Origin of the sequence: Williamsia muralis (genome assembly GCF_051487485.1) — a bacterium.
Taxonomy (GTDB): Bacteria; Actinomycetota; Actinomycetes; order Mycobacteriales; family Mycobacteriaceae; genus Williamsia; species Williamsia muralis_B.
Genome location: NZ_JAHVCV010000002.1, coordinates 72,007 through 93,477 on the forward strand (window position 1 = coordinate 72,007; position 21,471 = coordinate 93,477).

22 protein-coding genes are annotated in these 21,471 nt (G+C 66.0%); 9 read left to right on the plus strand and 13 right to left on the minus strand.

The features are described 5' to 3' along the window. Positions 1-57: 57 nt before the first annotated feature. Positions 58-789 (plus strand): metallophosphoesterase family protein, encoded by a 732-nt coding sequence (locus KXR83_RS03665; protein WP_437423642.1) that lies wholly within the window; start codon positions 58-60, stop codon positions 787-789. Further along, positions 779-1,642, plus strand: coding sequence for a chromosome partitioning protein ParB (locus KXR83_RS03670; protein ID WP_437423643.1), 864 nt, complete (start codon positions 779-781; stop codon positions 1,640-1,642). The genes KXR83_RS03665 and KXR83_RS03670 overlap by 11 nt, the downstream gene beginning before the upstream one ends. A gap of 84 nt (positions 1,643-1,726) precedes the next feature. Here KXR83_RS03670 and KXR83_RS03675 read toward each other — a convergent pair whose 3' ends face one another. From KXR83_RS03675 to KXR83_RS03700, 6 genes are all read right to left on the minus strand, one after another. Then, positions 1,727-2,899 (minus strand): ABC transporter ATP-binding protein, encoded by a 1,173-nt coding sequence (locus KXR83_RS03675; protein ID WP_437423644.1) that lies wholly within the window; start codon positions 2,897-2,899, stop codon positions 1,727-1,729. A 3-nt stretch (positions 2,900-2,902) separates the two neighbouring features. Next, positions 2,903-3,733, minus strand: a complete 831-nt coding sequence (locus KXR83_RS03680) for a carbohydrate ABC transporter permease (RefSeq protein WP_437423645.1) — start codon at positions 3,731-3,733, stop codon at positions 2,903-2,905. 7 nt (positions 3,734-3,740) lie between these two features. Next, a complete protein-coding gene (locus KXR83_RS03685; RefSeq protein WP_023957798.1) occupies positions 3,741-4,682 on the minus strand; it encodes a carbohydrate ABC transporter permease in 942 nt (313 codons plus the stop codon). Continuing rightward, positions 4,679-6,124 carry an extracellular solute-binding protein gene (locus KXR83_RS03690; RefSeq protein WP_437424427.1) on the minus strand — a complete coding sequence of 482 codons (1,446 nt, stop codon included), beginning with the start codon at positions 6,122-6,124 and terminating at the stop codon, positions 4,679-4,681. Before KXR83_RS03690 ends, KXR83_RS03685 begins: the two co-directional genes overlap by 4 nt. A 233-nt stretch (positions 6,125-6,357) precedes the next feature. Next, positions 6,358-6,843: a general stress protein gene (locus tag KXR83_RS03695; RefSeq protein ID WP_023957794.1), complete on the minus strand. Its 486-nt coding sequence runs from the start codon at positions 6,841-6,843 to the stop codon at positions 6,358-6,360. A gap of 42 nt (positions 6,844-6,885) precedes the next feature. After that, positions 6,886-7,842, minus strand: coding sequence for an HpcH/HpaI aldolase/citrate lyase family protein (locus KXR83_RS03700; protein ID WP_437423646.1), 957 nt, complete (start codon positions 7,840-7,842; stop codon positions 6,886-6,888). A gap of 49 nt (positions 7,843-7,891) precedes the next feature. Between KXR83_RS03700 and KXR83_RS03705 the strand changes: the two genes are divergently transcribed. The 4 genes from KXR83_RS03705 (at position 7,892) to KXR83_RS03720 (ending at position 12,280) form a co-directional block, all read left to right on the plus strand. Beyond that, positions 7,892-9,187, plus strand: coding sequence for a magnesium transporter MgtE N-terminal domain-containing protein (locus tag KXR83_RS03705; protein WP_437423647.1), 1,296 nt, complete (start codon positions 7,892-7,894; stop codon positions 9,185-9,187). An 8-nt stretch (positions 9,188-9,195) separates the two neighbouring features. Next, the gene (locus KXR83_RS03710; protein WP_437424428.1) at positions 9,196-9,792 is read left to right on the plus strand and encodes a DUF1003 domain-containing protein; all 597 of its coding nucleotides are present in this window, start codon (positions 9,196-9,198) and stop codon (positions 9,790-9,792) included. Between the two features lie 139 nt (positions 9,793-9,931). Then, positions 9,932-11,068 carry a lytic murein transglycosylase gene (locus KXR83_RS03715; RefSeq protein ID WP_437423648.1) on the plus strand — a complete coding sequence of 379 codons (1,137 nt, stop codon included), beginning with the start codon at positions 9,932-9,934 and terminating at the stop codon, positions 11,066-11,068. Positions 11,069-11,134: 66 nt separating this feature from the next. Next, a complete protein-coding gene (locus KXR83_RS03720; protein ID WP_437423649.1) occupies positions 11,135-12,280 on the plus strand; it encodes an Mrp/NBP35 family ATP-binding protein in 1,146 nt (381 codons plus the stop codon). Between the two features lie 19 nt (positions 12,281-12,299). Here KXR83_RS03720 and KXR83_RS03725 read toward each other — a convergent pair whose 3' ends face one another. Next, positions 12,300-13,061 (minus strand): TetR/AcrR family transcriptional regulator, encoded by a 762-nt coding sequence (locus KXR83_RS03725; protein WP_437423650.1) that lies wholly within the window; start codon positions 13,059-13,061, stop codon positions 12,300-12,302. Between the two features lie 76 nt (positions 13,062-13,137). Between KXR83_RS03725 and KXR83_RS03730 the strand changes: the two genes are divergently transcribed. Both KXR83_RS03730 and KXR83_RS03735 read left to right on the plus strand, forming a co-directional pair. Further along, entirely contained in the window at positions 13,138-14,160 is a 1,023-nt protein-coding gene (locus tag KXR83_RS03730) for an ATP-binding cassette domain-containing protein (RefSeq protein ID WP_437423651.1), read from the plus strand. Next, positions 14,157-14,981 carry an ABC transporter permease gene (locus KXR83_RS03735; RefSeq protein ID WP_437423652.1) on the plus strand — a complete coding sequence of 275 codons (825 nt, stop codon included), beginning with the start codon at positions 14,157-14,159 and terminating at the stop codon, positions 14,979-14,981. The genes KXR83_RS03730 and KXR83_RS03735 overlap by 4 nt, the downstream gene beginning before the upstream one ends. Before the next feature lie 15 nt (positions 14,982-14,996). Here KXR83_RS03735 and tatB read toward each other — a convergent pair whose 3' ends face one another. From tatB to sigE, 4 genes are all read right to left on the minus strand, one after another. Beyond that, positions 14,997-15,497 (minus strand): Sec-independent protein translocase protein TatB, encoded by a 501-nt coding sequence (gene tatB, locus KXR83_RS03740; protein ID WP_437423653.1) that lies wholly within the window; start codon positions 15,495-15,497, stop codon positions 14,997-14,999. 86 nt (positions 15,498-15,583) lie between these two features. Further along, positions 15,584-17,107, minus strand: coding sequence for a trypsin-like peptidase domain-containing protein (locus tag KXR83_RS03745; protein ID WP_437423654.1), 1,524 nt, complete (start codon positions 17,105-17,107; stop codon positions 15,584-15,586). Positions 17,108-17,225: 118 nt separating this feature from the next. Continuing rightward, positions 17,226-17,723: a zf-HC2 domain-containing protein gene (locus KXR83_RS03750; RefSeq protein WP_437423655.1), complete on the minus strand. Its 498-nt coding sequence runs from the start codon at positions 17,721-17,723 to the stop codon at positions 17,226-17,228. 169 nt (positions 17,724-17,892) lie between these two features. Further along, positions 17,893-18,609 (minus strand): RNA polymerase sigma factor SigE, encoded by a 717-nt coding sequence (gene sigE / locus KXR83_RS03755; RefSeq protein WP_437423656.1) that lies wholly within the window; start codon positions 18,607-18,609, stop codon positions 17,893-17,895. A gap of 221 nt (positions 18,610-18,830) precedes the next feature. Here sigE and KXR83_RS03760 point away from each other — a divergent pair, with 221 nt between their 5' ends. Then, a complete protein-coding gene (locus KXR83_RS03760) occupies positions 18,831-19,538 on the plus strand; it encodes an O-methyltransferase (RefSeq protein ID WP_437423657.1) in 708 nt (235 codons plus the stop codon). A 39-nt stretch (positions 19,539-19,577) separates the two neighbouring features. Here the strand turns inward: KXR83_RS03760 and KXR83_RS03765 are convergent, their stop codons facing one another. Both KXR83_RS03765 and KXR83_RS03770 read right to left on the minus strand, forming a co-directional pair. After that, positions 19,578-20,366: an SGNH/GDSL hydrolase family protein gene (locus KXR83_RS03765; RefSeq protein WP_023957767.1), complete on the minus strand. Its 789-nt coding sequence runs from the start codon at positions 20,364-20,366 to the stop codon at positions 19,578-19,580. Further along, entirely contained in the window at positions 20,359-21,468 is a 1,110-nt protein-coding gene (locus KXR83_RS03770) for a sugar phosphate nucleotidyltransferase (protein WP_437424429.1), read from the minus strand. The genes KXR83_RS03765 and KXR83_RS03770 overlap by 8 nt, the downstream gene beginning before the upstream one ends. Between the last annotated feature and the right edge of the window lie 3 nt (positions 21,469-21,471).

The window sequence follows — 21,471 nt, forward strand, 5'->3', positions numbered from 1 at the left end:
GGCCGGTAATCGCGGTCTTCGGCGCGTCATCACCCAGCCGCGTCTAGGGTCGAACACGTGGTGCGTGTGCTTTCGGTATCGGACGAGGTCGTCGACAGCCTCTACTACGGGGTTGCCGAGGAGTTGGCGCCCGACCTGATCGTCGCTGCCGGCGACCTGCCCTTCGATTATCTCGAGAAGCTCATGGCCCATTTCGGTGTTCCGTGCGTCTTTGTACCCGGCAACCACGACCGGGACCTGTCCGGCTTCAAGAAGACCCGGGCGGGCTGGACCGAGGCCGGGTTGCCGGTCCGCGATCCGGGGCCCGAAGGCGCGGTGAACGCAGACGGCCGCATCGTCACGGTGGCCGGTGTGCGCATCGCCGGACTGGGTGGCTGCATCCGCTACAACGACGGCCCCAATCAGTACCGGGAAGCGACCCAGCGTCAACGGGCCAATCGACTGGCCTTGCGCCGCTTCGCGTATCGGATGATGCCCGGGAAGTCGGCTGTCGACATCCTGCTCACGCACAGTCCGGCGCGCGGCATCGGGGACGCCGAAGACGGCCCGCATCGCGGATTCCGCTGTTTCCTCCCGCTGGTCTACCGGCTGCGTCCACAACTCCTGCTCCATGGCCACATCCATCCCCACGGCCAGACCCCGATGGACCACACCATCCTGCTCAAGACGATGCCGGGCAAGACCCTGCGCCGCAGCACACTCTCGCTGAACACCGTCGGCTACTGCCTGTTCGACATCGAGCCCGGAGGAACCGGGATCCGGATACACCGGAGACGCCATGGCGCGTGACACCGGATTCCCCAGCGCCGACGCCGAGAACGACTTCAGCAGGCAACGCAGACGAGCCGAGCTGGCGCGTCTGTCGGCCTGGCTCACCCGCCAACCCGCGGACGTCAACACGATCTTGCCGTTCGACGAAGTCGTTGCGGCCCTGGGCAAGACGGGCGAGACCTTCCTCGGGCTCACCGTTGTAGAGGTGTCCACGATCGTCGGCAGCGTGGACCGCACCCGCGACTTCGACCGCTACTTCCGGCCCACGTCGGCCCGTGTACGCGAACGCTGGCAGCGCCTTGCCACCGCCCAGCGGCGCGGTGAATCCGTACCGCCGGTGCAGCTCTACCGCATCGGCGACATGCACTTCGTCATCGACGGGCACCACCGCGTCTCGATTGCGATCTCACGACATTTCACGACCATCGACGCGTACGTGACCGTCATCCACACCCGCATCTCCCCCGAGGGCATCACCGCTCGATCCGATCTTGTCCTCAAGGACCACCGGCGTCTGTTTTTGTCGCGGGTGCCGCTGGAAGGCAAACAACGCGAGGCCATTTCGTTCGAGGACCCCTTCGACTACGCCGAATGCGCCGAGAACGTGGAGGCGTGGGGGTTTCGGCTCAGCCAGGAGACCGGCACGTTCCTGAGCCGGGTCGAGGTCGCCCGGCGGTGGTTCGGCGAGGAGTTCCTGCCGGTGGTGCGGATGGCTCGGCGCGCCGAGATACTCCCCGAGGTGACGAGCGACGCCGAGCTCTATCTGTGGCTGGCCTCGGAACGATACCGCTTGGTACGCAAGCACATCTGGGACGAAGCGATCATCGACGAGCTGCGTGAACACTCCCGCCGCAGGCGTAAGCCGACCTGATCGCACGCGTGGCCCACGCGCCCTATCCACAACGCAGCGAGCCCGGCGGGATGACCCGCCGGGCTCGACTGTCGATCGGAACTTCTACAGGCTGAGGTTGTGACCGCTCGCCTGATCGAACACCGACACCTTGGAGGTGTCGTAGAACAGCTCGGCCTGCTGCCCCTTGCCGATGTTGGACTCCGGTGAGAGGCGGGCGATCAGCTGGCCGCTACCCATCTGCGCACCGGCATCCGCCGCGATCTCCGCCAGCGCCTTGGCGGACGACTGGCCGCCCTCGACGGTGAAGTGCGCGTAGTTGTCCGAGCCCATCGACTCGAGCACGCTGATCTGCACGGTGAAGGTGGCTCCCTTGGACCGGGCCAGCGGGTCCACCAGACGAGCATCTTCGAAGTGTTCCGGCCGGATGCCGATGAGCACCTCACCATTGCTGCGAGCATGTTTGGCGTTCTCCACCACTCGCCGCATGTCGCTGACCGCCACCTCACCGATCGCGGTCTCGATGCCGTTCTGGGTGAGGCGCCCGGGCAGGAAGTTCATGGCCGGCGAGCCGATGAACCCGGCGACGAACAGGTTCGACGGCCGGTTGTAGAGCTCTTGCGGAGAACCGATCTGCTGTACCAGGCCGGCGCGCAGGACCACAACCCGGTCGCCGAGGGTCATGGCCTCGGTCTGGTCGTGGGTGACGTAGACCGTGGTGGTGCCGAGACGCTGCTGCAGCTGGGCGATCTCGGTGCGGGTCTGCACACGCAGCTTCGCATCGAGGTTCGACAGCGGCTCGTCCATCAGGAACGCCTTGGGAGAACGCACGATCGCGCGGCCCATGGCCACCCGCTGTCGCTGACCACCGGAGAGGTTGGCCGGTTTGCGGTCGAGGTACTGCCCGAGGTCGAGGATGCGTGCTGCCTCGTCGACCTTCTGCGCGATCTCGGCCTTCGGCATCTTCGCCAGGGTCAGCGGGAACGCGATGTTGTCGCGCACCGTCATGTGCGGGTACAGCGCGTAGGACTGGAACACCATCGCGATGTCGCGGTCTTTCGGTGCCTTCTCGTTGACCCGTTCTCCGGCGATGCGCAGTTCACCGGAGGAGATGTCCTCCAGACCGGCGATCATGTTGAGGGTGGTGGACTTTCCACAACCCGACGGTCCCACCAGGATGATGAACTCGCCATCGGCGATGGTGATGTCGACGTCGTTGACGGCCACAGAACCGTCCGGGTATTTCTTGCTCACCTTGTCCAGCACGATTTCGGCCATTGGCTATCCCTTCACGGCGCCGGAGGTCAAACCGGCAACGATACGACGTTGGAACAAGAGGACAAAGATGATGATCGGGATCGTGATGACCACGGCCGCAGCCGCGATGGATCCCGTGGGTTCTTCGAACTGGCTGCTGCCGGTGAAGTTCGCGATCGCCACCGGGGCAGTGATCGAACGCTCCGTCGACGTCAGTGAGATCGCGAGCAACAGGTCGTTCCAGGCGAAGATGAACACCAGGATGGCGGCGGTCACGATGCCCGGTGCGGCCAGTGGCGCGATCACCTTGCGGAAGGCCTGAGCCGGGGTGGCGCCGTCCATCTTCGCGGCTTTCTCCAGCTCCCAAGGGATCTCACGGAAGAACGCGGACAACGTGTAGATCGCCAGCGGCAGCGCGAAGGTGATGTACGGGATGATCAGGCCGGCCCAGGTGTCGAAGAGCCCGAGACGCCGCTCGATGTTGAACAACGGTGTCACCAGCGAGATCTGCGGGAACATCGCGATCAGCAGGGCAGCGCCGATCAGCGCCTTCTTGCCCGGGAAGTCAAGCCGCGCAACAGCGTAGGCGGCCATCGTGCCCAGGGTCACCGCGATCACCGTGGTGATCAGCCCGATTCCGATCGAGTTGATCAGCGCCGAGGTGAACGCACTGGTGTCGAAGATGCTGGTGTAGTTGTCCCAGGTCCAGGACGTCGGGATGAACTTGCCGTCCTTGACACTGCCGGGTGGCTTGAACGACAGGCTGATGATCCACAGCACCGGGATCAGTGCGTAGAGGACAACCAGCAGGTTGATGACGGTCCAGCCGACACGTCGGCCCATCACAGTGTTCATGGCTCAGTCACCGTCCTTCTGCGTCGGAGCCGGGTGCCGAGGCACCGAACAGCTTGATGAAGACGAAGGCGATGATCGCCACGCACAGGAAGATGAGCACACTGATCGCTGATCCAACTCCTAGGTTGAACGCCTTGAAGAGGTTGTCGTAGCCCAACATCGACACCGAATAGGTGTTGTTGCTACCTCGGGTGAGGATGTAGATGTTGTCGAACACCCGGAACGCGTCCAGGGTGCGGAACAGGAGTGCGACGAGGATCGCCGGCTTCATCAGCGGCAGGATGATCTTCGTCAGGCGTGTCCACGCTCCGGCGCCGTCCATCTGTGCGGCCTTGAGCAGGTCGTCGGGCACCAGCGCCAGGCCGGCCAGGAGGAGCAACGCCATGAACGGCGTGGTCTTCCAGACCTCGGCCAACACGATCACCGCCAACGACGGCCACTGCTCTGTCAACGGCGCTGTGCCGTCGGGCAGCAGGTTGGCCAGGTAGCCGGTGTCCGGCGTCCACGCGTAGTACCACGAGAACGCGGCGACCACGGTGACGATGCCGTAAGGGATCAGCACCAGGGTGCGAATCGCCCCCTTGCCGAACAAGGTTCGGTGCATCACCAGCGCGATGGCCATGCCCAGCACCAACTCGATCACCACCGAGACGACGGTGATGCCCAGCGTGACGCTGAAGGCCGTCCACCAGTAGCTGTCGCTCAGCACGGTCGCGTAGTTCGAGAACCCGATGAACTCGTCCTGTCCGGGTGCCGAGAGGCTTGCCTTCTGCAGACTGAGCCAGAAGGCGTACACGATCGGGTACCCGGTCACCAGGATCATCAGGACCACGGCGGGTGCGATGAGCAGCAACCCCAGCCGGCGTTCGGCGCGCTTTCCCTCGCTCAGCGCCGGCTTCTTCTTTCCGGTGCTCTGCGGCGCGTTCTGCGTCTCGATGGTCGCGGTCATGGGATCAGCCCCTCACCCTTGATGGCTTTGTCGACCTGATCGGCGAGCTGGTCGACCAGGGTCTCCGGATCCCAGGCGCCGACCGGGCTGAGCTTGGCCACCAGCAACGTCGAAATTGCTTGATAGACGGGCGATGCCGGCCGCAACGCGGCGTTCTCGCTCTCGAGCTGCGTCTTGATCTGTTGCCCCATCGGGTACGCGGCCTGGAAGTCCGGGTCGTCGTAGATCGCCGCCAACGTGGGCGGGGTACCACCACTGATGGAGTACAGCTTCTGCGACTCCTCGTTGGTCATGCACTCGGCAGCCTTGAACGCGAGATCCTTCTGCTCCGAGGTGTCGGCGACCGCGATGTTCACGCCGCCGAGGGTCACCTTGGACGGAACCTCGGGGAGCACACCCGGGTACCTCGCGAAGTCGAACTTGGTGCGTACCACGTCGTTCACAGGTGCGAGTTCGTTGTCCGGCGGCGGGTTGTCGGGGTCGGCGAACAAGGGCCCGAACTCCTGCTTCACCTCAGGCAAGAACGCCACATCACCGGCTCCGGCGTTGGACCGCATCGAGGGAAACACGAACGGCCAGTTGACCTCGAAGGTCGCCTTGCCCGATTCCATGCCCAGGCGGGCCGAGGACTCATCACTGTTGGTGATGGACGGGTCGGCGCCGGGCGCTGTCGCGACCGACTTCAGGGTCTGCAGTGCCTTCACCGTGGCCGCGCGATGTTCCGGGGTGTCGTTGAGCGTCTGCTTGTTCGGATCATTCGGGTCGACGACCTGGCCCCCGGCACTGGAGAGCACCGAGTTGAACCAGACCATCAAACCCTCGTATTGCTTGCCCTGGACCATGATGTAGCTCGGTCCACCGGCCTTGCGGATGATCTCGTTGTCCGCCAGCATCTCGTCCCAGGTGACCGGCGGCGTGTCCTTGTTGAGGAACTGCTGCAGCACATCGGGGCGGTACCAGAGGAGCTGGGTGTTGGTCCACGTGGGAATGGCGTAGAGGCGTTTGGCCTCGTCGTCGTCGGTCTTCCAGACAGCGGTTTCGTATGGCCCGCCCAGTGTGTCGGCCTTGATGCGTGCGGCCAACTCGTCAGGAACCGGCTCGATCCAGCCCGCATCGGCGAACTCGGCGGTCCACACCACGTCCATGCCCATCAGGTCGAGGCCGTGGTCGTTGCCCGCGAGCCGCCGTGCCAATTGCAGACGCTGATCGTCGGCTGATTTGGGCAGCGCGAACGTGTTGATCTTGTACTCGCCTTTGGAATTCGCCGCGCAGGTCTCGGCGGCCTGCTTGATGAACGATGCACCGTCGGCGGGTGCGTACACGTTGAGCGTGCCCGGCGTGGAACCCGAACTGCACGCGCTGAGCACCGGCAGTGCCACAGCCACTGCAGCACAGGATATTCCGAGCTTTTTCCAGGCGGCGACCTTCTTGGGCCCACCGATTGTCTTGGCTCTTGCGGATTTGTCGTCCACCGCGGGTGGATCACCGTTGCACTGCACGCAGCCTCCTCGATGAGTCGCCGGTGCGCGCAGGGATCTCGGCGCACACCATTGATTGCCTGCGACGTACGTTATAGGCGTTAAATAGTGACACGCAACACAATCGGCATGATCGTGCCAACTCGAGACCAAATCGTTGACTGCTGAAAGGCCCTGACCTGCGCCGGGTGGGGCGGCTACGGCTGCAGGCGACTCAACATGTCGCGGGCGCGTTCGGCGCTGCGCGGATCACACAACACGTCGTACCGCCCGGCGACCAGTTGCATCGTCGAGGAGAAGTCACGCTGTCCGCGCGTGGCCGCATAGGGAATAGAGGTGGACACCACGCCGAAGACGATGCCGCCGACAAGCCCGAACAGCAGCGGCACCAATGGATTGGTGTCCACCACGATGCCGACGAGCAGTCCGAAGAACAGTCCCAGCCAGGCCCCGGACACCACACCTCCGCCGATCACCTTGCCCCATGTCAATCGGCCGAGCACGCGCTCGACCTGCATCAGGTCCACACCCACGATGGTGACGTCCTGAACGGCGAAGTTCTCGTCGGAGAGGTAGTCGACAGCGCGCTGCGCCTCGGCATAGGTGGTGTAGGACCCGATCGGCCAGCCCTTGGGCGGCGTGGGCAGGCCGGGCCCCGGCGCGGGTTTCATCGGATTGCTCATGTCTTCACTCCTTGTTCGAACGCTCGATTCGATTCGCGGCCGTCAGACGTCCACAGGCGACGGTGAGCGGGACATGCCCGCCGCGCGGCCCTTGCCGGCAATCACCTCGGCCATCTTCCGGCTCGCCTCATCGATCATCTCACCGCGGAACCGGACGGCGCCGCGTTCGCCACCTTCGGCGGTCGCCGCGTGTGCATAGGCGTCGAGCAATTCCTCGGCGTCGTCGTAGTCGGCCTGCCGCGGGCGGAACACCTCGTTTGCCACATCGATCTGGCTGGGGTGCACCACCCACTTGCCGTCGTAGCCGAGCGCCGCCGAGGACTCGGCGACTGTCCTAAAACCCGCTGCGTCATCGATTTTCAGGTAGGGGCCGTCGATCGCCTGCAGACCGTGAGTGCGTGCGGCAACGAGGATGGTCATCAACACGTGGTGATGCGCATCGCCTTTCAGGTAGCCCTGGGGTTGTTCACCAACGGCCAGCGACCGCATGCCGAGGCTGGCCATCATGTCGGCGGGTCCCAGGACCAACGAGCGCAACCGCGGACTGGCCGAAGCGATCTCGTTGATGGAAGTCAGTCCGGCGGCGTTCTCGATCTGGGCCTGAATCCCGATCTTCCTCGCCGGCAGACCACAGCCCGACTCCAGTTGGCCCAGCATCAGGTCGAGTGCGGTGACCTGCGCAGCCGAGGTGACCTTGGGCAGCAGGATGGAATCGAGGTGGGCGCCGGCACCCTTGACCACGGTGACCACGTCGTCGACGGTCCACGGTGTGGTCCAGTCGTTGACCCGGACCACCCGCTGCTGCCCGGACCAGTCTGCCGCCCCCAGCGCGGCGATGACCGACGCCCGTGCGGCTTCTTTCACCGAGGGCGCCACCGCGTCCTCCAGATCGAGGAAGACCTCGTCTGCGGCCAGCCCGCGCGCCTTGGTCAGCATCTTCGGACTGCTGGCGGGTACGGCCAGCACCGACCGTCGGATCGCGGTGTCAGAGGCTGGCATGGGACTCCTTTGTCGTCGACCGGGGCTCGCGACCACTACCCTTACAGCCATGGCAGCGGTGAGCAAGGCGTTCGTGGCCAGGCTGGCCGGTCTGGCGGTACTCGGCCCCGATGGTGAATCCATCGGCCGTGTCCGAGATGTGGTGGTGTCGATCCGATTCGGAACCGGCCAACCCCGGGTTCTGGGCTTGGCGGTCGAACTGACCACCCGTCGGCGCATCTTCGTTCCGATGTTGCGCGTCACGGCAATCGAGCCGACATCTGTGACGCTCAACACGGGAACGGTCAGCCTGCGGCGGCTCATCCTGCGTCCCGGCGAAGCACTGGTTCTCGGCCAGATCGTGGAATCGCGTGTGCAGGTGGATGATCCGGACCTCGAGCACCTTCGCGGTCATGACCTCACGGTGGTCGATCTGGCGATTGAACGTCGCCGCACCCGCGACTGGGTGATCTCCCGGGTCGCGGTCCGCGGTGCGCGGTCGCGGCTCGGTCGACGCGGGGAAACCCATGTCGTGGAATGGAATCACGTACTCGGACTCACCCAGAGCGCGTTGTCGCTGCCCGGTCAGGGGGTGACCCAGATCCTGTCGCAGTTCGACGGCATGCGGGCTGCAGACGTCGCCCACGCACTCCGCGAACTGCCGTCGAAACGTCGCCAGGAAATCGCGTCGGCCTTCGACGACGAACGGTTGGCCGACGTGGTGCAGGAGTTGCCCACCGACGACCAGACTGACCTGCTCGGGCACATGGAGGTCGAACGGGCCGCCGACGTACTCGAGGCGATGGACCCCGACGATGCCGCCGACCTGCTCGGTGAACTCCCGGATTCCGAAGCCGAGGCGTTGTTGCAGTTGATGGATCCCCAGGAATCCGAGCCGGTTCGTCGACTCATGCTGCATTCACCCGACACCGCCGGTGGTCTGATGACCACAGAGCCGTTGGTGGTCACCGCCTCCACCACCATCGCCGAAGCCCTCGCCCGGGCACGCAATCCAGATCTCACCCCGGCGTCGGCCTCGCTCACCTTCGTGGTGCGACCACCGACCGCCACCCCGACAGGAAAGTACCTCGGCTGCGTGCACATCCAGGCCCTGCTTCGCGAACCGCCGGCCAACCTCGTCGGCGGCATCATCGACGACAGATTGCCGCATCTGGGCTCCGAGGACTCTCTCGAGAAGGTCACCCGGTATTTCGCCACCTACAACCTCGTCTGCGGTCCCGTCATCGACGACGACGGCCATCTGCTGGGCGCGGTGACGGTCGACGACCTCCTCGACCACCTGCTGCCCGAGGACTGGCGGGAAACCGAGGGTGAGGACGAAATGACCACGGAGGGGCCGCGATGACGGGGCCCATGGACCGCGACCGCGCCGCGTCCGGCCGGGCCGAGCGCCACACGTCGCGGTCGGCCCGCCGGCTCGACACCCCCACCGAGACCCGCCGGTGGATGCCCAAACTGAACCTCGACAGCGACCTCGTCGGGGTCTACAGCGAACGCATCGCCCGCTTCCTCGGCACCGGCCGGTACCTCGCCATCCAGACCGCGCTGGTGATCGTGTGGATCTTCCTCAACCTCGTCGTGATCAGCCTGCAGTGGGACCCCTACCCGTTCATCCTGCTCAATCTGGCGTTCTCGACCCAGGCCGCCTACGCCGCGCCCCTGATCCTGCTGGCCCAGAATCGGCAGGAGAACCGGGACAAGGTCTCGCTCGAAGAGGACCGGATGCGTGCCGAACAGACCAAGGCGGACACCGAGTTCCTGGCGCGGGAGCTGGCCGCAGTACGCCTGGCCGTCGGCGACACCGTCTCCCGCGACTACCTGCGGCGCGAGCTCGACGACCTGCTGACCGAACTCACCGAGCGAATCCTCGGCGACCAACGCAAACGTGACGAGCCGAAGAAGGGCGACGACCGCAAACGCGGAGACAAGAAGCGCGACGACGGGAACTGACCCCTTCCCCTGTCGGGTCCACTCGTCTGACGGTCGACCATGCCGACCCCTCCCGACCACACCCGAGCCGCCGGCGAACGCACGCCGATCCGGCCAATAAGTATGGTTCGCCCGCGGGCATCGATAACGAATATGTATCGTGGGTCACAATCAGTTCGTGATGTTCGGGGTCGGGGAGTCAACAGGAGTGCCGAAAGTGCGCTGGGGTCGTTTGGGCAAGGGCGGGAGCCAAAGAACAGAGCCGTCGAAGCATGCTTTCGACCTCTCCTCTGTGCGGTGGGGTCGCGTTCAGCTGCTCACCGGGTGTGCTGTCATCGGTGTCGGGTTGATGGCGGCGGTCTCGTCGAGCGCGCACATCGGACCCGCGCCCACCCTCACCGTTGTATCGGCGGATCAGACGGTCGCGGCGGCCGCCCCGGAGATCCTTCCCATCCCGGCTCGGCCCGAACTCGAGTTCCGTCCCCCGGCGGTCAGTCCGGCGCTTCCCGCGATGCCGGATCCGTTGGCAGCTCCCCGGATGAGGGCGGCCGCACTCCCCGACGGACCTCTCGGTATCCCCGGCATCGTCTTGCAGGCCTACAAGCTGGCCGAACAGCGGGTCGGCGCCGAATCACCCCAGTGCAAACTGCCCTGGTTCCTGCTCGCAGGCATCGGCCGCATCGAGTCGGGGCACGCCGGTAACGGCAATGTCGACAGCTCGGGAACCACGTTGACCCCGATCGCAGGGCCTGTCCTGAACGGCACCCTCGCCGGTAACGAGGTGATCGTCGACTCCGACGGAGGACGTCTCGACGGCGACGCCGGCCACGACCGTGCCATGGGACCGATGCAGTTCATCCCTTCCACCTGGGCGTCGTGGGGCAGCGACGCAAACGGTGACGGCAAGTCCGACCCGAACAACATCTTCGACGCCACCTACTCGGCAGGGCGTTACCTCTGCGCCGGAGTCAGCGACATCATGGCCGAGAAGACCAAGGTCGGCGCGGTCATGCGCTACAACCACTCCGCCGAATACGCGGCCAACGTGCTGGCGTGGGCGGCCGGTTACGCAACGGGCGTCACCCCCACCGACACCGGTCCCCTGCCCGCGCCGACGTCGGGTTCGTCGACCCCGCCGAGCACGTCGGCGTCCAGTTCGCCGAGCAGCAGCGCTCCGCCGAGTGAGAGCCCGTCGTCGTCCAAACCCTCCACCACGACGCCCACACCGTGCCCGATCATCTGCCTGCCGTCGATCGTGCTGCCCACGCTCCCACCACCACCGCCGCCGGCGAGATAGCACGCCCGCGCTCGCAGTGGCGGCCCGCGAGGGCGCGAGGTTGATGCGCGCGTAAACTCGGGGCCGATGACACAAGCAACGTTGCCGACCGAATCATCGATTCGCGCCGCGCTGGCCAAGGTGAACGACCCCGAGATCGGTAAACCGATCACCGAACTCGGCATGGTCAAATCCATCACCGTCGCCGACGACTCCAGTGTGGGTATCGGTATCTACCTCACCACCTCGGGTTGCCCACTGCGCACCGAGATCACCGAACGGGTCACCGCGGCGGCCGCCGACGTGCCAGGGGTCGGGTCGGTGTCGGTGGAACTCGACGTGATGAACGACGAGCAACGCACCGAACTCCGCAAGAGTTTGCGCGGTGATCGCGCCGAACCCGTGATCCCGTTCGCCCAGCCGAGCTCGCTCACCCGGGTCTACGCCGTCGCCTCGGGCAAAGGCGGTGTCGGCAAGTCCAGCGTCACAGTGAATCTTGCTGCCGCCCTTGCTGATCGAGGCCTCAAGGTGGGCGTGCTCGACGCTGACATCTACGGCCATTCGGTGCCACGGATGCTCGGCAACGACGCAAAACCCACCCAGGTCGAGAAGATGATCATGCCGCCGATGAGTCATGGCGTGAAGTTCATCTCGATCGCCCAGTTCACCAGTGGCAACACCCCCGTCGTCTGGCGCGGACCCATGTTGCACCGCGCTCTCCAACAGTTCCTCGCCGACGTCTTCTGGGGCGATCTGGACATCCTGCTCCTCGACCTGCCGCCCGGCACCGGCGATGTGGCCATCTCGGTGGCGCAGCTCATCCCCGGCGCCGAGATCCTGGTGGTCACCACCCCGCAGCAGGCCGCAGCCGAGGTGGCCGAACGCGCCGGCGCCATCGCATTGCAGACCCGCCAGAAGATCATGGGCGTCGTGGAGAACATGTCGTGGATGGAACTCCCCGACGGTAGCCGGATCGAGCCCTTCGGTTCCGGCGGTGGAGCCCGGGTGTCCGAGCGTCTGACCATCGCCGTCGGCGCGGAGGTACCCCTCCTCGGCCAGATCCCGCTCGACCCGGCTCTACGCGAGGGTGGAGACGCGGGAGTCCCGTTGGTCCTCTCGTCGCCTGATTCCGCCGCCGGCGCAGCACTGCGTCAAGTGGCCGATCGCCTGGCCGTCCGCAAGCGTGGATTGGCCGGGATGAACCTCGGCATCGATACCACTCGGCGCAACTGACGCACGTCGCAGCGGGCCTTCAGCGGTCCAGCAATGCCTCGACGCCGTCGAAGATCCGGGCGAGCCCGAACTCGAACGACCGCTCCGGACTACCGATGGACTGGTATTCCGCGCCCACTGCCGTACCGACCCGGCCGGACACCGGGTAGGCGTCTCCGTCCATCAATCGGGCGAGCACGGGCGCGTTGATCTCCCACCACTGTTCGTCGGACATCCCGGACTCGGTACGCGCCCGGGCAGCTTCGATCGACGAGCGGGCAGCGCTCTCGGTGAAGCCTGCGATGACCGCGAGCGTGGCATCCATTTCCAGGTCGTCCAGACCGATCCCTTCGATGGCCGCGAGCTGCCATTCGTATCGCGCCGATGCGTGGGGTCCGATCCAGGGGCGGCTCTTCTGCACGTGCAGCAACCACGGGTGCCGGTGATACTCGTCCCATAGCTGGCGTGCGATGGTGGTCATCCGGTCGCGCAGGTCACCGCGGTGCGGCGGATAGTCGACCTCTCCGGCCACCTCGTCCACCATCAGCCCGATGAGCTCGGACTTGCCCGGCACGTACGTGTACACCGACATCACTCCGAGGCCGAGGCGCTCGGCCACCTTGCGCATGGAGAACGCGGCCAACCCTTCCTCGTCCGCGGTCGCGATCCCGGCGGCGACCACCTCGTCGACACTGACCCTTTGCCGAGGGCCGCGCGTCCCCTGCGGCTCCCCCACCTTCGACCGCCACAGCAGAGTCAGGGTCCGGTCGACGTTCGGTGGTTGTTCGGCTGCGTCTTCCATCCGCCCACACTATCCCCGTGTGGTGTACGGTGAACTTTCGCACTCAACCTCGTACACCATACGAAGTAAGGATCCGATGACGTCACGTTCCTCGATTTCAGCGATCGGCCTCCACAAGCGCTACGGCGACACCCGCGCCCTCGACGGCTTCGACCTCACGGTGGAGGCCGGCACCATCCACGGCCTGCTCGGTCCCAACGGGGCCGGCAAGAGCACGGCCGTGCGGGCCCTGGCCACTCTCATCGACCTGGACGCCGGAGTCGCCACGGTGGCCGGCCACGACGTCGGTGGCGGGGCCCGTTCGGTCAGACGCGCAATCGGCCTGGTCGGGCAGAACGCGGCCGTCGACGAACTGCTCACCGGACGCCAGAACCTGGTGATGTTCGGCCGCCTCTTCGGGCTCACCAAGAACAGGGCGGGCGCGCGGGCCGACGAGTTGCTCGAGGGCTTCGGTCTGACCGATGCCGCAGGACGGTCGGTCTCCAGCTACTCCGGCGGGATGCGGCGACGCCTCGACATCGCGGCCGGACTCGTCCTGACGCCTGCTGTCCTGTTTCTCGACGAACCGACCACCGGTCTCGACCCTCGCGGGCGAAATGACGTGTGGCGCACCGTCCGTGAGGTCGCCGCAGCAGGGACCACGGTGCTGCTCACCACCCAGTATCTCGACGAGGCCGACCAATTGGCCGCCCGTATCTCGGTGATGAATCACGGACGCGTGATCGCCGAGGGCTCCCCTGACGAACTCAAGCGCCGCATCGGCGGCGACCGGGTCACCGTGACCGTGAACGCCGACGTGTCGCTCGACCGGCTCACCTCAAGCCTGGCCGACGCCGTCGGAAGCCCGGCGACCTCGGTGGACACGCACACACACTCGGCGACCTTCGAAATCGACTCCGCGGTCATCGGTTTGGCCACGGTGGTACATGCGCTCGAGGCCGCGAACATCGCGCCCATCGATCTGACACTGCGCCGACCCACACTCGACGAGGTGTTCCTGCATCTCACCGGCAGCGGCACGGAAGAGGAGAACCAGAGCGCTGCGGAACCACCCCAAAGGCCCACGGAAGCAACGGATCTCACCGGAGGCGGCAAATGACATCGACGCAGCCCATCGCCACCACGCCGGCAGTGTTCACCCACGCCTGGGTCATCACCCGACGCAACCTCGCCCACTGGGTGAAAGATCCTTGGACCCCGATCTTCGGCCTGATGTTCTCGATCATGCTGTTGCTGATCTTCGGGTTCCTGTTCGGCGGCGCGATCGAGATCCCGGGAACCGGCGGGTCCGACCGCGGTGACTACATCGACTTCCTGCTGCCCGGCATGCTGACCATGACGATGATGTTCGGTGTCGAGTCCACCACCTCGGCCATGTCCGCGGATGCCAGGAAAGGGATCACGGACAGGTTCCGATCGATGCCGATCAGTAGTTCCGCGGTCTCGCTCGGGCGCGTCGGCGCCGACATGATCAACTCGGTCGTCGAACTCGCCGTCCTCATCGTCGGAGGTCTGCTCATCGGGTGGACGATCGGCGCCGGAGTCGGATCTGCTCTGGCAGCCATCGCATTGCTGTTACTCCTGCGTTTCGCGCTGCTGTGGGTGGGCATCTTCCTCGGCCTCACCTTTCACGGCAGCGCTGCGACGTCTGCCGTTCAGGTCCTGGTCTGGCCGGTGGGATTCTTGTCGACCGCAGTGGTGTCCGCGGAGACGATGCCGGGCTGGCTGGGAACGATCGCGGCGTGGAACCCCATCTCTGCCACCGCCACCGCGGTTCGGGACCTGTGCGGCAATCCGACCGGAGTCACCCAGGGGCCGTTGACCGAGTGGGCCATTCCGCTCGCTGTGGGTTGGCCACTGCTGATCAGTGCGGTGTTCATCGCCCTGTCGGCGCGGTCGTACCGGCGCCTGCGTACCTGACCGGGACGAGCTGACTCAGGTGGCGTCCCAGCGCTCGACGCCCGAGGGCGCCGGGGCCACCTTGTCGGCATCGGCAGCCACAGGTGATGTCGTGGAAGTGCCGGCGCCCAGTGCCTCGGGCTTGGACGGCTCGGTACCCGCTTTGTTCAGCGAGATCACCTGAGAGTTCTCGTCTGTGGTCGGCAATGGCTGGGAGACCGGCTTGATCTTGGCGTCGCCGGAATCGAACTTTCCGGTGAAGAAGGAATCATCGCCGTCGAGAAGATGTTTGGTGATCACCGATCGAGGGGTCATACCGCGCAGCTCGTTCAGGTCGGACAGCGGTTTGCGCAGATCGTCGAACTCGGGGCCGAGGTCTTCCTTGAGCTGCGCGGTGGCCCCGGTGGCGTAGTCACGAACCTGGCGTACCGACTTCATTGCCCAGGTCACCGCACCCGGGAGACGCTCGGGCCCGAGGATCACCAAGCCGGCGATCATCAAGATCGCGATCTCACCCCAACCAACACTGCTGAACACCGTTCCAGGTTACTGGCCTCGGCGGCTCTGTCGAATCGAACGGGCTGCCAAGTCGCTGTGGGTGGTCGGCAGCAGCTGAGCCGGGTCTAGTCCGCGGCGGGTGTGATGGTGCCGTCGAAGGTGCGTCCGTCGCGCCAGTACTGGAACGGCACCGGTGTGCCGATCTCCGACGTACGGACGGCCACGGTCAGCTCGTCGGCGTCCTCGATGACCCGATCGCCGAACTTCGTGATGACGTCCCCCTCGCGGATACCGGCCGCCGCAGCAGGTGATGCCTCCACGACGTTGCGCACCTGCGCTCCGAGAACCCTGTCATTACGAACCGAACTGGCGTTGACACCGATCTGCGCGTGCACCACTCGGCCGTCCTTGATCAGGGACTGCGCGACGGGGAGGAACTCGTTGACCGGAATGGCGAAGCCCAGACCGATGGATCCGCCACCCGGGGCCAGACCAGCAGTGTTGATGCCGATCACCCGGCCCTGGTCGTCGACCAACGGCCCGCCCGAGTTACCCGGGTTGATCGCGGCATCGGTCTGGATGGCATCGATGACCGCGTCGGTGTCGGAGGTCTCGTCGGGTCGCAGGGGTACCGCCCGGTTGGTGGCGCTGATGATCCCGCTGGTGACCGTGCGATCGAGTCCCAGCGGCGCGCCGAACGCCACCACCTCTTCGCCGATCTGGAGTTTGTCCGAGTCGCCCAGTTTGGCAACGGTCAAGTTGTCGACCCCGTCGACCTTGAGCACGGCGAGGTCGGTGCGGATGTCGCGTCCCACGATGCGGGCAGGAACGCGGGTGCGGTCGGAGAACACCACCTCGAGCTTCGCGCTGCGGTCGTTCGCCGCCATGGAGATCACGTGGTTGTTCGTGACGATGTAGCCGGCCTTGTCGATCACCACGCCCGACCCGGTGCCGCCACCGTTCGGCAACCGGACATCAACCATCACCACCGCTTTTTCCACTGCTTCGGCGACGCGGGCGACCTGACTGCGTGGTTCGTCTTCGTTGTCGTCATCGCTGCCCGAGAGACTGACGGTATTCGAATGAAGGGGTTCGGTGACCTCCGCGGTGACCCGGCCGACCACACCACCGATCACCCCGACCACCAGTGCGATCACGGCGAGTACGGACAGGGCCCGCCAGCTGACCTTGCGGTCGAAGAGCACTTCGCGGACCCCGAGTTTGCGTCCGGGCACCGTGGGCTCGGCGGGCGGCGGGGTGTCCACCGCAGGCGAACTCAGTTGCGCCGGAGCGTCCGGGTCCCGCCAGGGGTCGGGTGTGGACTCGGGTTCCTCTGATTCCCCGAAGCGGGAATCCGGATCGCGTTGCAGGGTGCCGGCACCTTCGGGCCGAGAGAAGGCCTCGCGCAACACCGGGTCCGGGTTGGCGACCACAGGCTGCTGGGGACGACTCCGGGCATACTCCGGGGCGGCAAAGGCCCCTGTGACCCCCTCGGGCCTACCGAAGACGGCGGCCGTTCGCTCGGGAACAGCTGGATGATCGTTGGGCCGGGGCGCGAGTCGAGGTGCCTGACCGGCTGTGCCGGTGGCAGGCGGAGCCGTGTAGGGATTCGATGATGGCGTGGAGCCGTGCTTGTCGGTCTCGGTCATCGGCCCGCCCGTGTCACCGGTGTCATGAAGAACTCGAACCCCTCGCTTGCGGCTGATCGCTGGAGGATCACTCCGGCGGCGCCGGTGAGATCCTCACCGAGGCTACCTGGCACAGTCGCTAACGATCGCGTCGCCGCTGACCGCGGTGAACGGGGAATCCGGGTGCGTCGAGGTGGGAATCGGCCTTGGCCTGCGTACCGGTGTCGCCTGCCGCGCGGAGGTCGATCTCCCGGGTCGGGATCTGATTGAGTTCGCCGAGCAGGCGCGCGGGCATCGGGATCTCGCCCGATCGCCGGAGCGCCGACCGTGCGGCGCTCTGCGCATCGACCTCGGCACGGCACTGGGCGCACATCTCGAGATGCTGAGACGCTCGCATGTAGGCGTTCATCCGCAATTCGCCGTCGACGTAAGCAGCGACAGCCTCGGTCGCGAGGTGTTCGGTCGACAGGAACTTGCGACCGCCCTGCGTGCCGGGGGCCCGATAGTTCTTGTTGGTGGTGACCATCGCCGAGGTCGGCAACCACCCCAGGACGCGGCGCCGATTGCGCATGCCCCTGGACTCGTCTCGCGCGTCGACCGTCTCGTCGGCGGAGTCGTCGGGTGTGTGGTCGCTCATCACGATCGCCCCTTCCGCTGCCGTCTACTCGATGCCCGAACTCGACTGTACGGACTGCGGCCATTCCACGCCGCACGAAACCCATCGAAACGGACGGATTTCCTGGATGAAGAACGGTCAGCGCGGCGGAGGAGTTCCCATCAGCGGGACCGATGTCCGGCGACAGCGCTCAGAAATCGTGAGCGAGCACCGAGCGACCGGAGTGGTGACCGCTGGCCGCGAGGTTGTCTCGGATTGCTTGGCGACCTCGGTGGATCCGGCTGCGGACAGTTCCGAGCTTGACTCCGAGCGTCGCGGCGATCTCCTCGTACGACAATCCTTCGATGTCGCAGAGGACCACCGCTGCACGGAACTCCGGCGCCAACGAATCGAGGGCGGTCTGGAGGTCGGGGTCGAGGTTCGCGTCGTGGAAGATCTGCTCGGGATTGGGGTCGTTGCCCGGCACGCGCTCGTAGTCCTCGGGCAATGCCTCCATGCGGATCTTGTTGCGGCGACGCACCATGTCCAGGAACAGGTTGGTGGTGATGCGGTGCAGCCAGCCCTCGAACGTCCCGGCCCGGTAACTCGACAGCGATCGGAACACCCGGATGAACGTCTCCTGGGTGAGGTCTTCGGCGTCGTGCTGATTACCGGAGAGCCGGTAGGCGAGGCGGTACACGCGGTCGGCATGTTCACGAACCAGGTCGTCCCACGCGGGCATCAGAGCCGTGTCACCGGTGGCATCGAACCGCGCCGTCCCGGACTCGGGCACCACCGCGTCAACCGCGTCTTCCCGGGCGAGATCGAACTCGCCCACGACTGCGTCGGTCCCGGTGTTCTCAGCGTCTCGGTTGACATCAGCCACGGTCAGCTCCACTTTCTCCGCGGACCGTCGGTGAACGGTCATTGGTTCGCACCCTTTTAGCTGATTCGCTGAAGTATTCATACCCAGTTCGGTCAACATCAAAGCCTGCCTCGTTGTTCCCCTATGACCTTGTCCGACGGGGGTGTGCGCGCACTATGAGCGGGCTGAGTGTTACCTGAGAGTGTGGCGGCCCTCGCTGCGGGAGAATTGCTGCTCAGCGCGCCTGCGACCCTATCTCGGACCCCGGCGTTAACCTCGACCCTGTGTCCGACCACAGCTCCCCCGCCGATCCAGATGCGACTGCCCCGTCCGGGGCGTCCGGTCCCGCCATCGACCCGGCCGTGCTGAGCCGCTACGCCGAAGCCGCAATCGTCGAAGACGAGGCGCTACGCCTCGCTCGTGAGCGTTCCGACGAGTTGGGTGCGCCGGCGATCACCCCCGCGGTTGGGGCAACCCTGTCGCTGCTGGCGCGATTGGTCGACGCGAAAGCGGTTGTCGAGGTGGGTACCGGCGCAGGTATCAGCGGGCTGTGGTTGCTGAACGGCATGCGGACCGACGGCGTCCTGACCACCATCGACGCCGAAGCCGAGTACCACCGGGCCGCGAGACTTGCCTTCACCACCGCCGGCATCAGCCCATCGCGGACCCGATTGATCAACGGTCGGGCAGCCGAGGTGCTCCCGCGCCTCGCCGACGCGAGCTACGACCTGGTGTTCGTCGACGGCGCGGTGACCGATCAACCCCGCTATGTCGCCGAGGGCCTGCGTCTGCTGCGCGGCGGAGGCATTCTCATCGTGCACAACGCGTCGGCCGACGGCACGGTCGCAGATCCTGCCAGCACCGACCCCGCGGCCCAGGCCGCGCGTGAAGGCGCCTTGCTGATCGCCGATGACGACACACTGCTCCCGGTGGTGATCCCGCTCGGCCGGGGCCTGCTCGCAGCGGCCAAGGCACGCACCGACCTCGGCTGAGCGGTCTGCCGCACTGCCGAGGGTTTGCGAGAGCCCGACTCAGTCGGCGCTGGGCGCCATCGCGGTCAACTCGGGATACTTCGGGGCGATCGTGTCGCCGGTGGAGACCCCACGTAGTCGACGACCGACCCACGGGATGGCGTACTCGACCGTCCATTGACGACCCTCGCGGCGCCGCTGGGTCGGCGAGACCAGTTGCGCCGGACCGAAATCCACCGGAACAAGATCGTGCTCGATGCCGAGCGCCCGCAGCACCTCGATCGCCATGTAGACATGGCCGGCCGACGACATGTGCATCCGGTCGAACTCCCACATCCGACGCTCGCGGAAGATCCGCATCCGCCAGAAGTCGACGAGCACGAGGTTGCGTTCCTCCACGACTTCGCGCAGCAATTCGTTGAAGACGGCGAACCGGCCGCGCAGTGCGCCGAAGACGGATTTACCGCCGGTGTCGTACGCGGTGAAAGCGATCACGGTGGCGCCTGCGTCCTGGAGCCGGCCGACCGCCGCGTCGTACGACTCGATCAACGCGTCGATGTCGACGCTGGGACGGAGCAGATCATTGGCCCCTGCGCAGATGGTCGCCAGGTCCGGTTTCATCGCCAGGGCGGGCTCGAGTTGTTCACCGAGTACCGCGGGCAGCAGTCGTCCGCGGATCGCCAGATTCGCGTACCGGAACTCAGGGTCCTCCCTGGCCATCACCTCCGCGACCCGATCGGCCCAGCCGCGCACCCCGTTCGGGCAGCGGGGTTCGACGTCTCCCACGCCCTCGGCGAACGAATCTCCTATGGCGACAAAGCGTTTGAAGCTGGGAGACGTCTCAGACATCGGTCGAGAACCTCAGGCCACCGTCGGGGATGGTCACACCAGGCCACACACGCGCGCCACGGAGCAACTCACAGCGCGCTCCGATGTCGGCGCCGTCACCGATCACACCGTCGCGGACGAGGGCGCGGGGTCCGATGCGCGCGCCGAAGCCGATGATGCTGCGTTCGATCACCGCTCCGGCCTCCACCACCGCTCCGTCAAAGATCACGGCGCCGTCGAGGCGGGCGCCCGCTCCGATCTCCGCGCCGCGCCCGACCACCGTGCCGCCGATCAGAAGCGCACCCGGTCCCACACCGGCGCCTTCGTGCACCAACGATTCGCCGCGCGGACCGGTCAGTGCCGGCGAAGGCGCAATCCCCCGGACGAGGTCGGCCGAGCCGCGCACGAAGTCCTCGGGAGTACCCATGTCGCGCCAGTAACCGGAGTCGACGTGGCCTTGGACATGGTGGTCGTCGGCGAGTAGTTGAGGAAACACCTCGCGCTCCACCGACACCGGCCGATCGTCCGGGATGGACTCGATGACCGACCGTTTGAAGACGTAACAGCCCGCGTTGATCTGGTCCGTCGGGGGATCCTGGGTCTTCTCCAGGAAGGCGGTCACCCGGCCATTGTCGTCGGTCGGCACACACCCGAAGGCACGTGGGTCACCCACCCGGACCAGATGTAGGGTCACCTCCGCCCCGGAGGTCTGGTGGGTGTCGAGGACCGCTCGGACGTCGGTGCCGCACAACACATCTCCGTTGAACACGAGGATGTTCTCCGCAGTCAGCTCGGACAGCACGTTCCGGATGCCGCCGCCGGTACCGAGGGGCTCGGACTCGTGGACGTACGTGATGGACAACCCCATCTTGGATCCGTCACCGAAATACTGTTCGAACACTTGGGATTTGAACGAGGTGCCGAGCACGATCTTGGTGATCCCCGCAGCGCTGATCCGCGCGAGGAGGTGGGTGAGGAACGGCAGTCCCGCGGTCGGGAGCATCGGCTTGGGAGCAGACAGGGTGAGTGGTCGCAGGCGGGTTCCCTTGCCGCCCACCAAGATCACCGCCTGGACGTCGCTGTGCCGCGCCGGGTCCTCGTTGGTCGTCTGAGCGGTGTCGATGGT

Excerpts from the sequence above, each read along its gene's own strand:
- KXR83_RS03685 (WP_023957798.1), bottom strand. The coding sequence starts at position 4,682 with ATGACCGCGACCATCGAGACGCAGAACGCGCCGCAGAGCACCGGAAAG.
- KXR83_RS03720 (WP_437423649.1), top strand. The coding sequence starts at position 11,135 with ATGACACAAGCAACGTTGCCGACCGAATCATCGATTCGCGCCGCGCTG.
- KXR83_RS03735 (WP_437423652.1), top strand. The coding sequence starts at position 14,157 with ATGACATCGACGCAGCCCATCGCCACCACGCCGGCAGTGTTCACCCAC.
- KXR83_RS03765 (WP_023957767.1), bottom strand. The coding sequence starts at position 20,366 with ATGTCTGAGACGTCTCCCAGCTTCAAACGCTTTGTCGCCATAGGAGAT.
- KXR83_RS03670 (WP_437423643.1), top strand. The coding sequence starts at position 779 with ATGGCGCGTGACACCGGATTCCCCAGCGCCGACGCCGAGAACGACTTC.
- KXR83_RS03710 (WP_437424428.1), top strand. The coding sequence starts at position 9,196 with ATGGACCGCGACCGCGCCGCGTCCGGCCGGGCCGAGCGCCACACGTCG.
- KXR83_RS03750 (WP_437423655.1), bottom strand. The coding sequence starts at position 17,723 with ATGAGCGACCACACACCCGACGACTCCGCCGACGAGACGGTCGACGCG.
- KXR83_RS03675 (WP_437423644.1), bottom strand. The coding sequence starts at position 2,899 with ATGGCCGAAATCGTGCTGGACAAGGTGAGCAAGAAATACCCGGACGGT.
- KXR83_RS03725 (WP_437423650.1), bottom strand. The coding sequence starts at position 13,061 with ATGGAAGACGCAGCCGAACAACCACCGAACGTCGACCGGACCCTGACT.
- KXR83_RS03695 (WP_023957794.1), bottom strand. The coding sequence starts at position 6,843 with ATGAGCAATCCGATGAAACCCGCGCCGGGGCCCGGCCTGCCCACGCCG.
- KXR83_RS03680 (WP_437423645.1), bottom strand. The coding sequence starts at position 3,733 with ATGAACACTGTGATGGGCCGACGTGTCGGCTGGACCGTCATCAACCTG.
- sigE (WP_437423656.1), bottom strand. The coding sequence starts at position 18,609 with ATGACCGTTCACCGACGGTCCGCGGAGAAAGTGGAGCTGACCGTGGCT.
- KXR83_RS03705 (WP_437423647.1), top strand. The coding sequence starts at position 7,892 with ATGGCAGCGGTGAGCAAGGCGTTCGTGGCCAGGCTGGCCGGTCTGGCG.
- KXR83_RS03730 (WP_437423651.1), top strand. The coding sequence starts at position 13,138 with ATGACGTCACGTTCCTCGATTTCAGCGATCGGCCTCCACAAGCGCTAC.
- KXR83_RS03745 (WP_437423654.1), bottom strand. The coding sequence starts at position 17,107 with ATGACCGAGACCGACAAGCACGGCTCCACGCCATCATCGAATCCCTAC.
- KXR83_RS03700 (WP_437423646.1), bottom strand. The coding sequence starts at position 7,842 with ATGCCAGCCTCTGACACCGCGATCCGACGGTCGGTGCTGGCCGTACCC.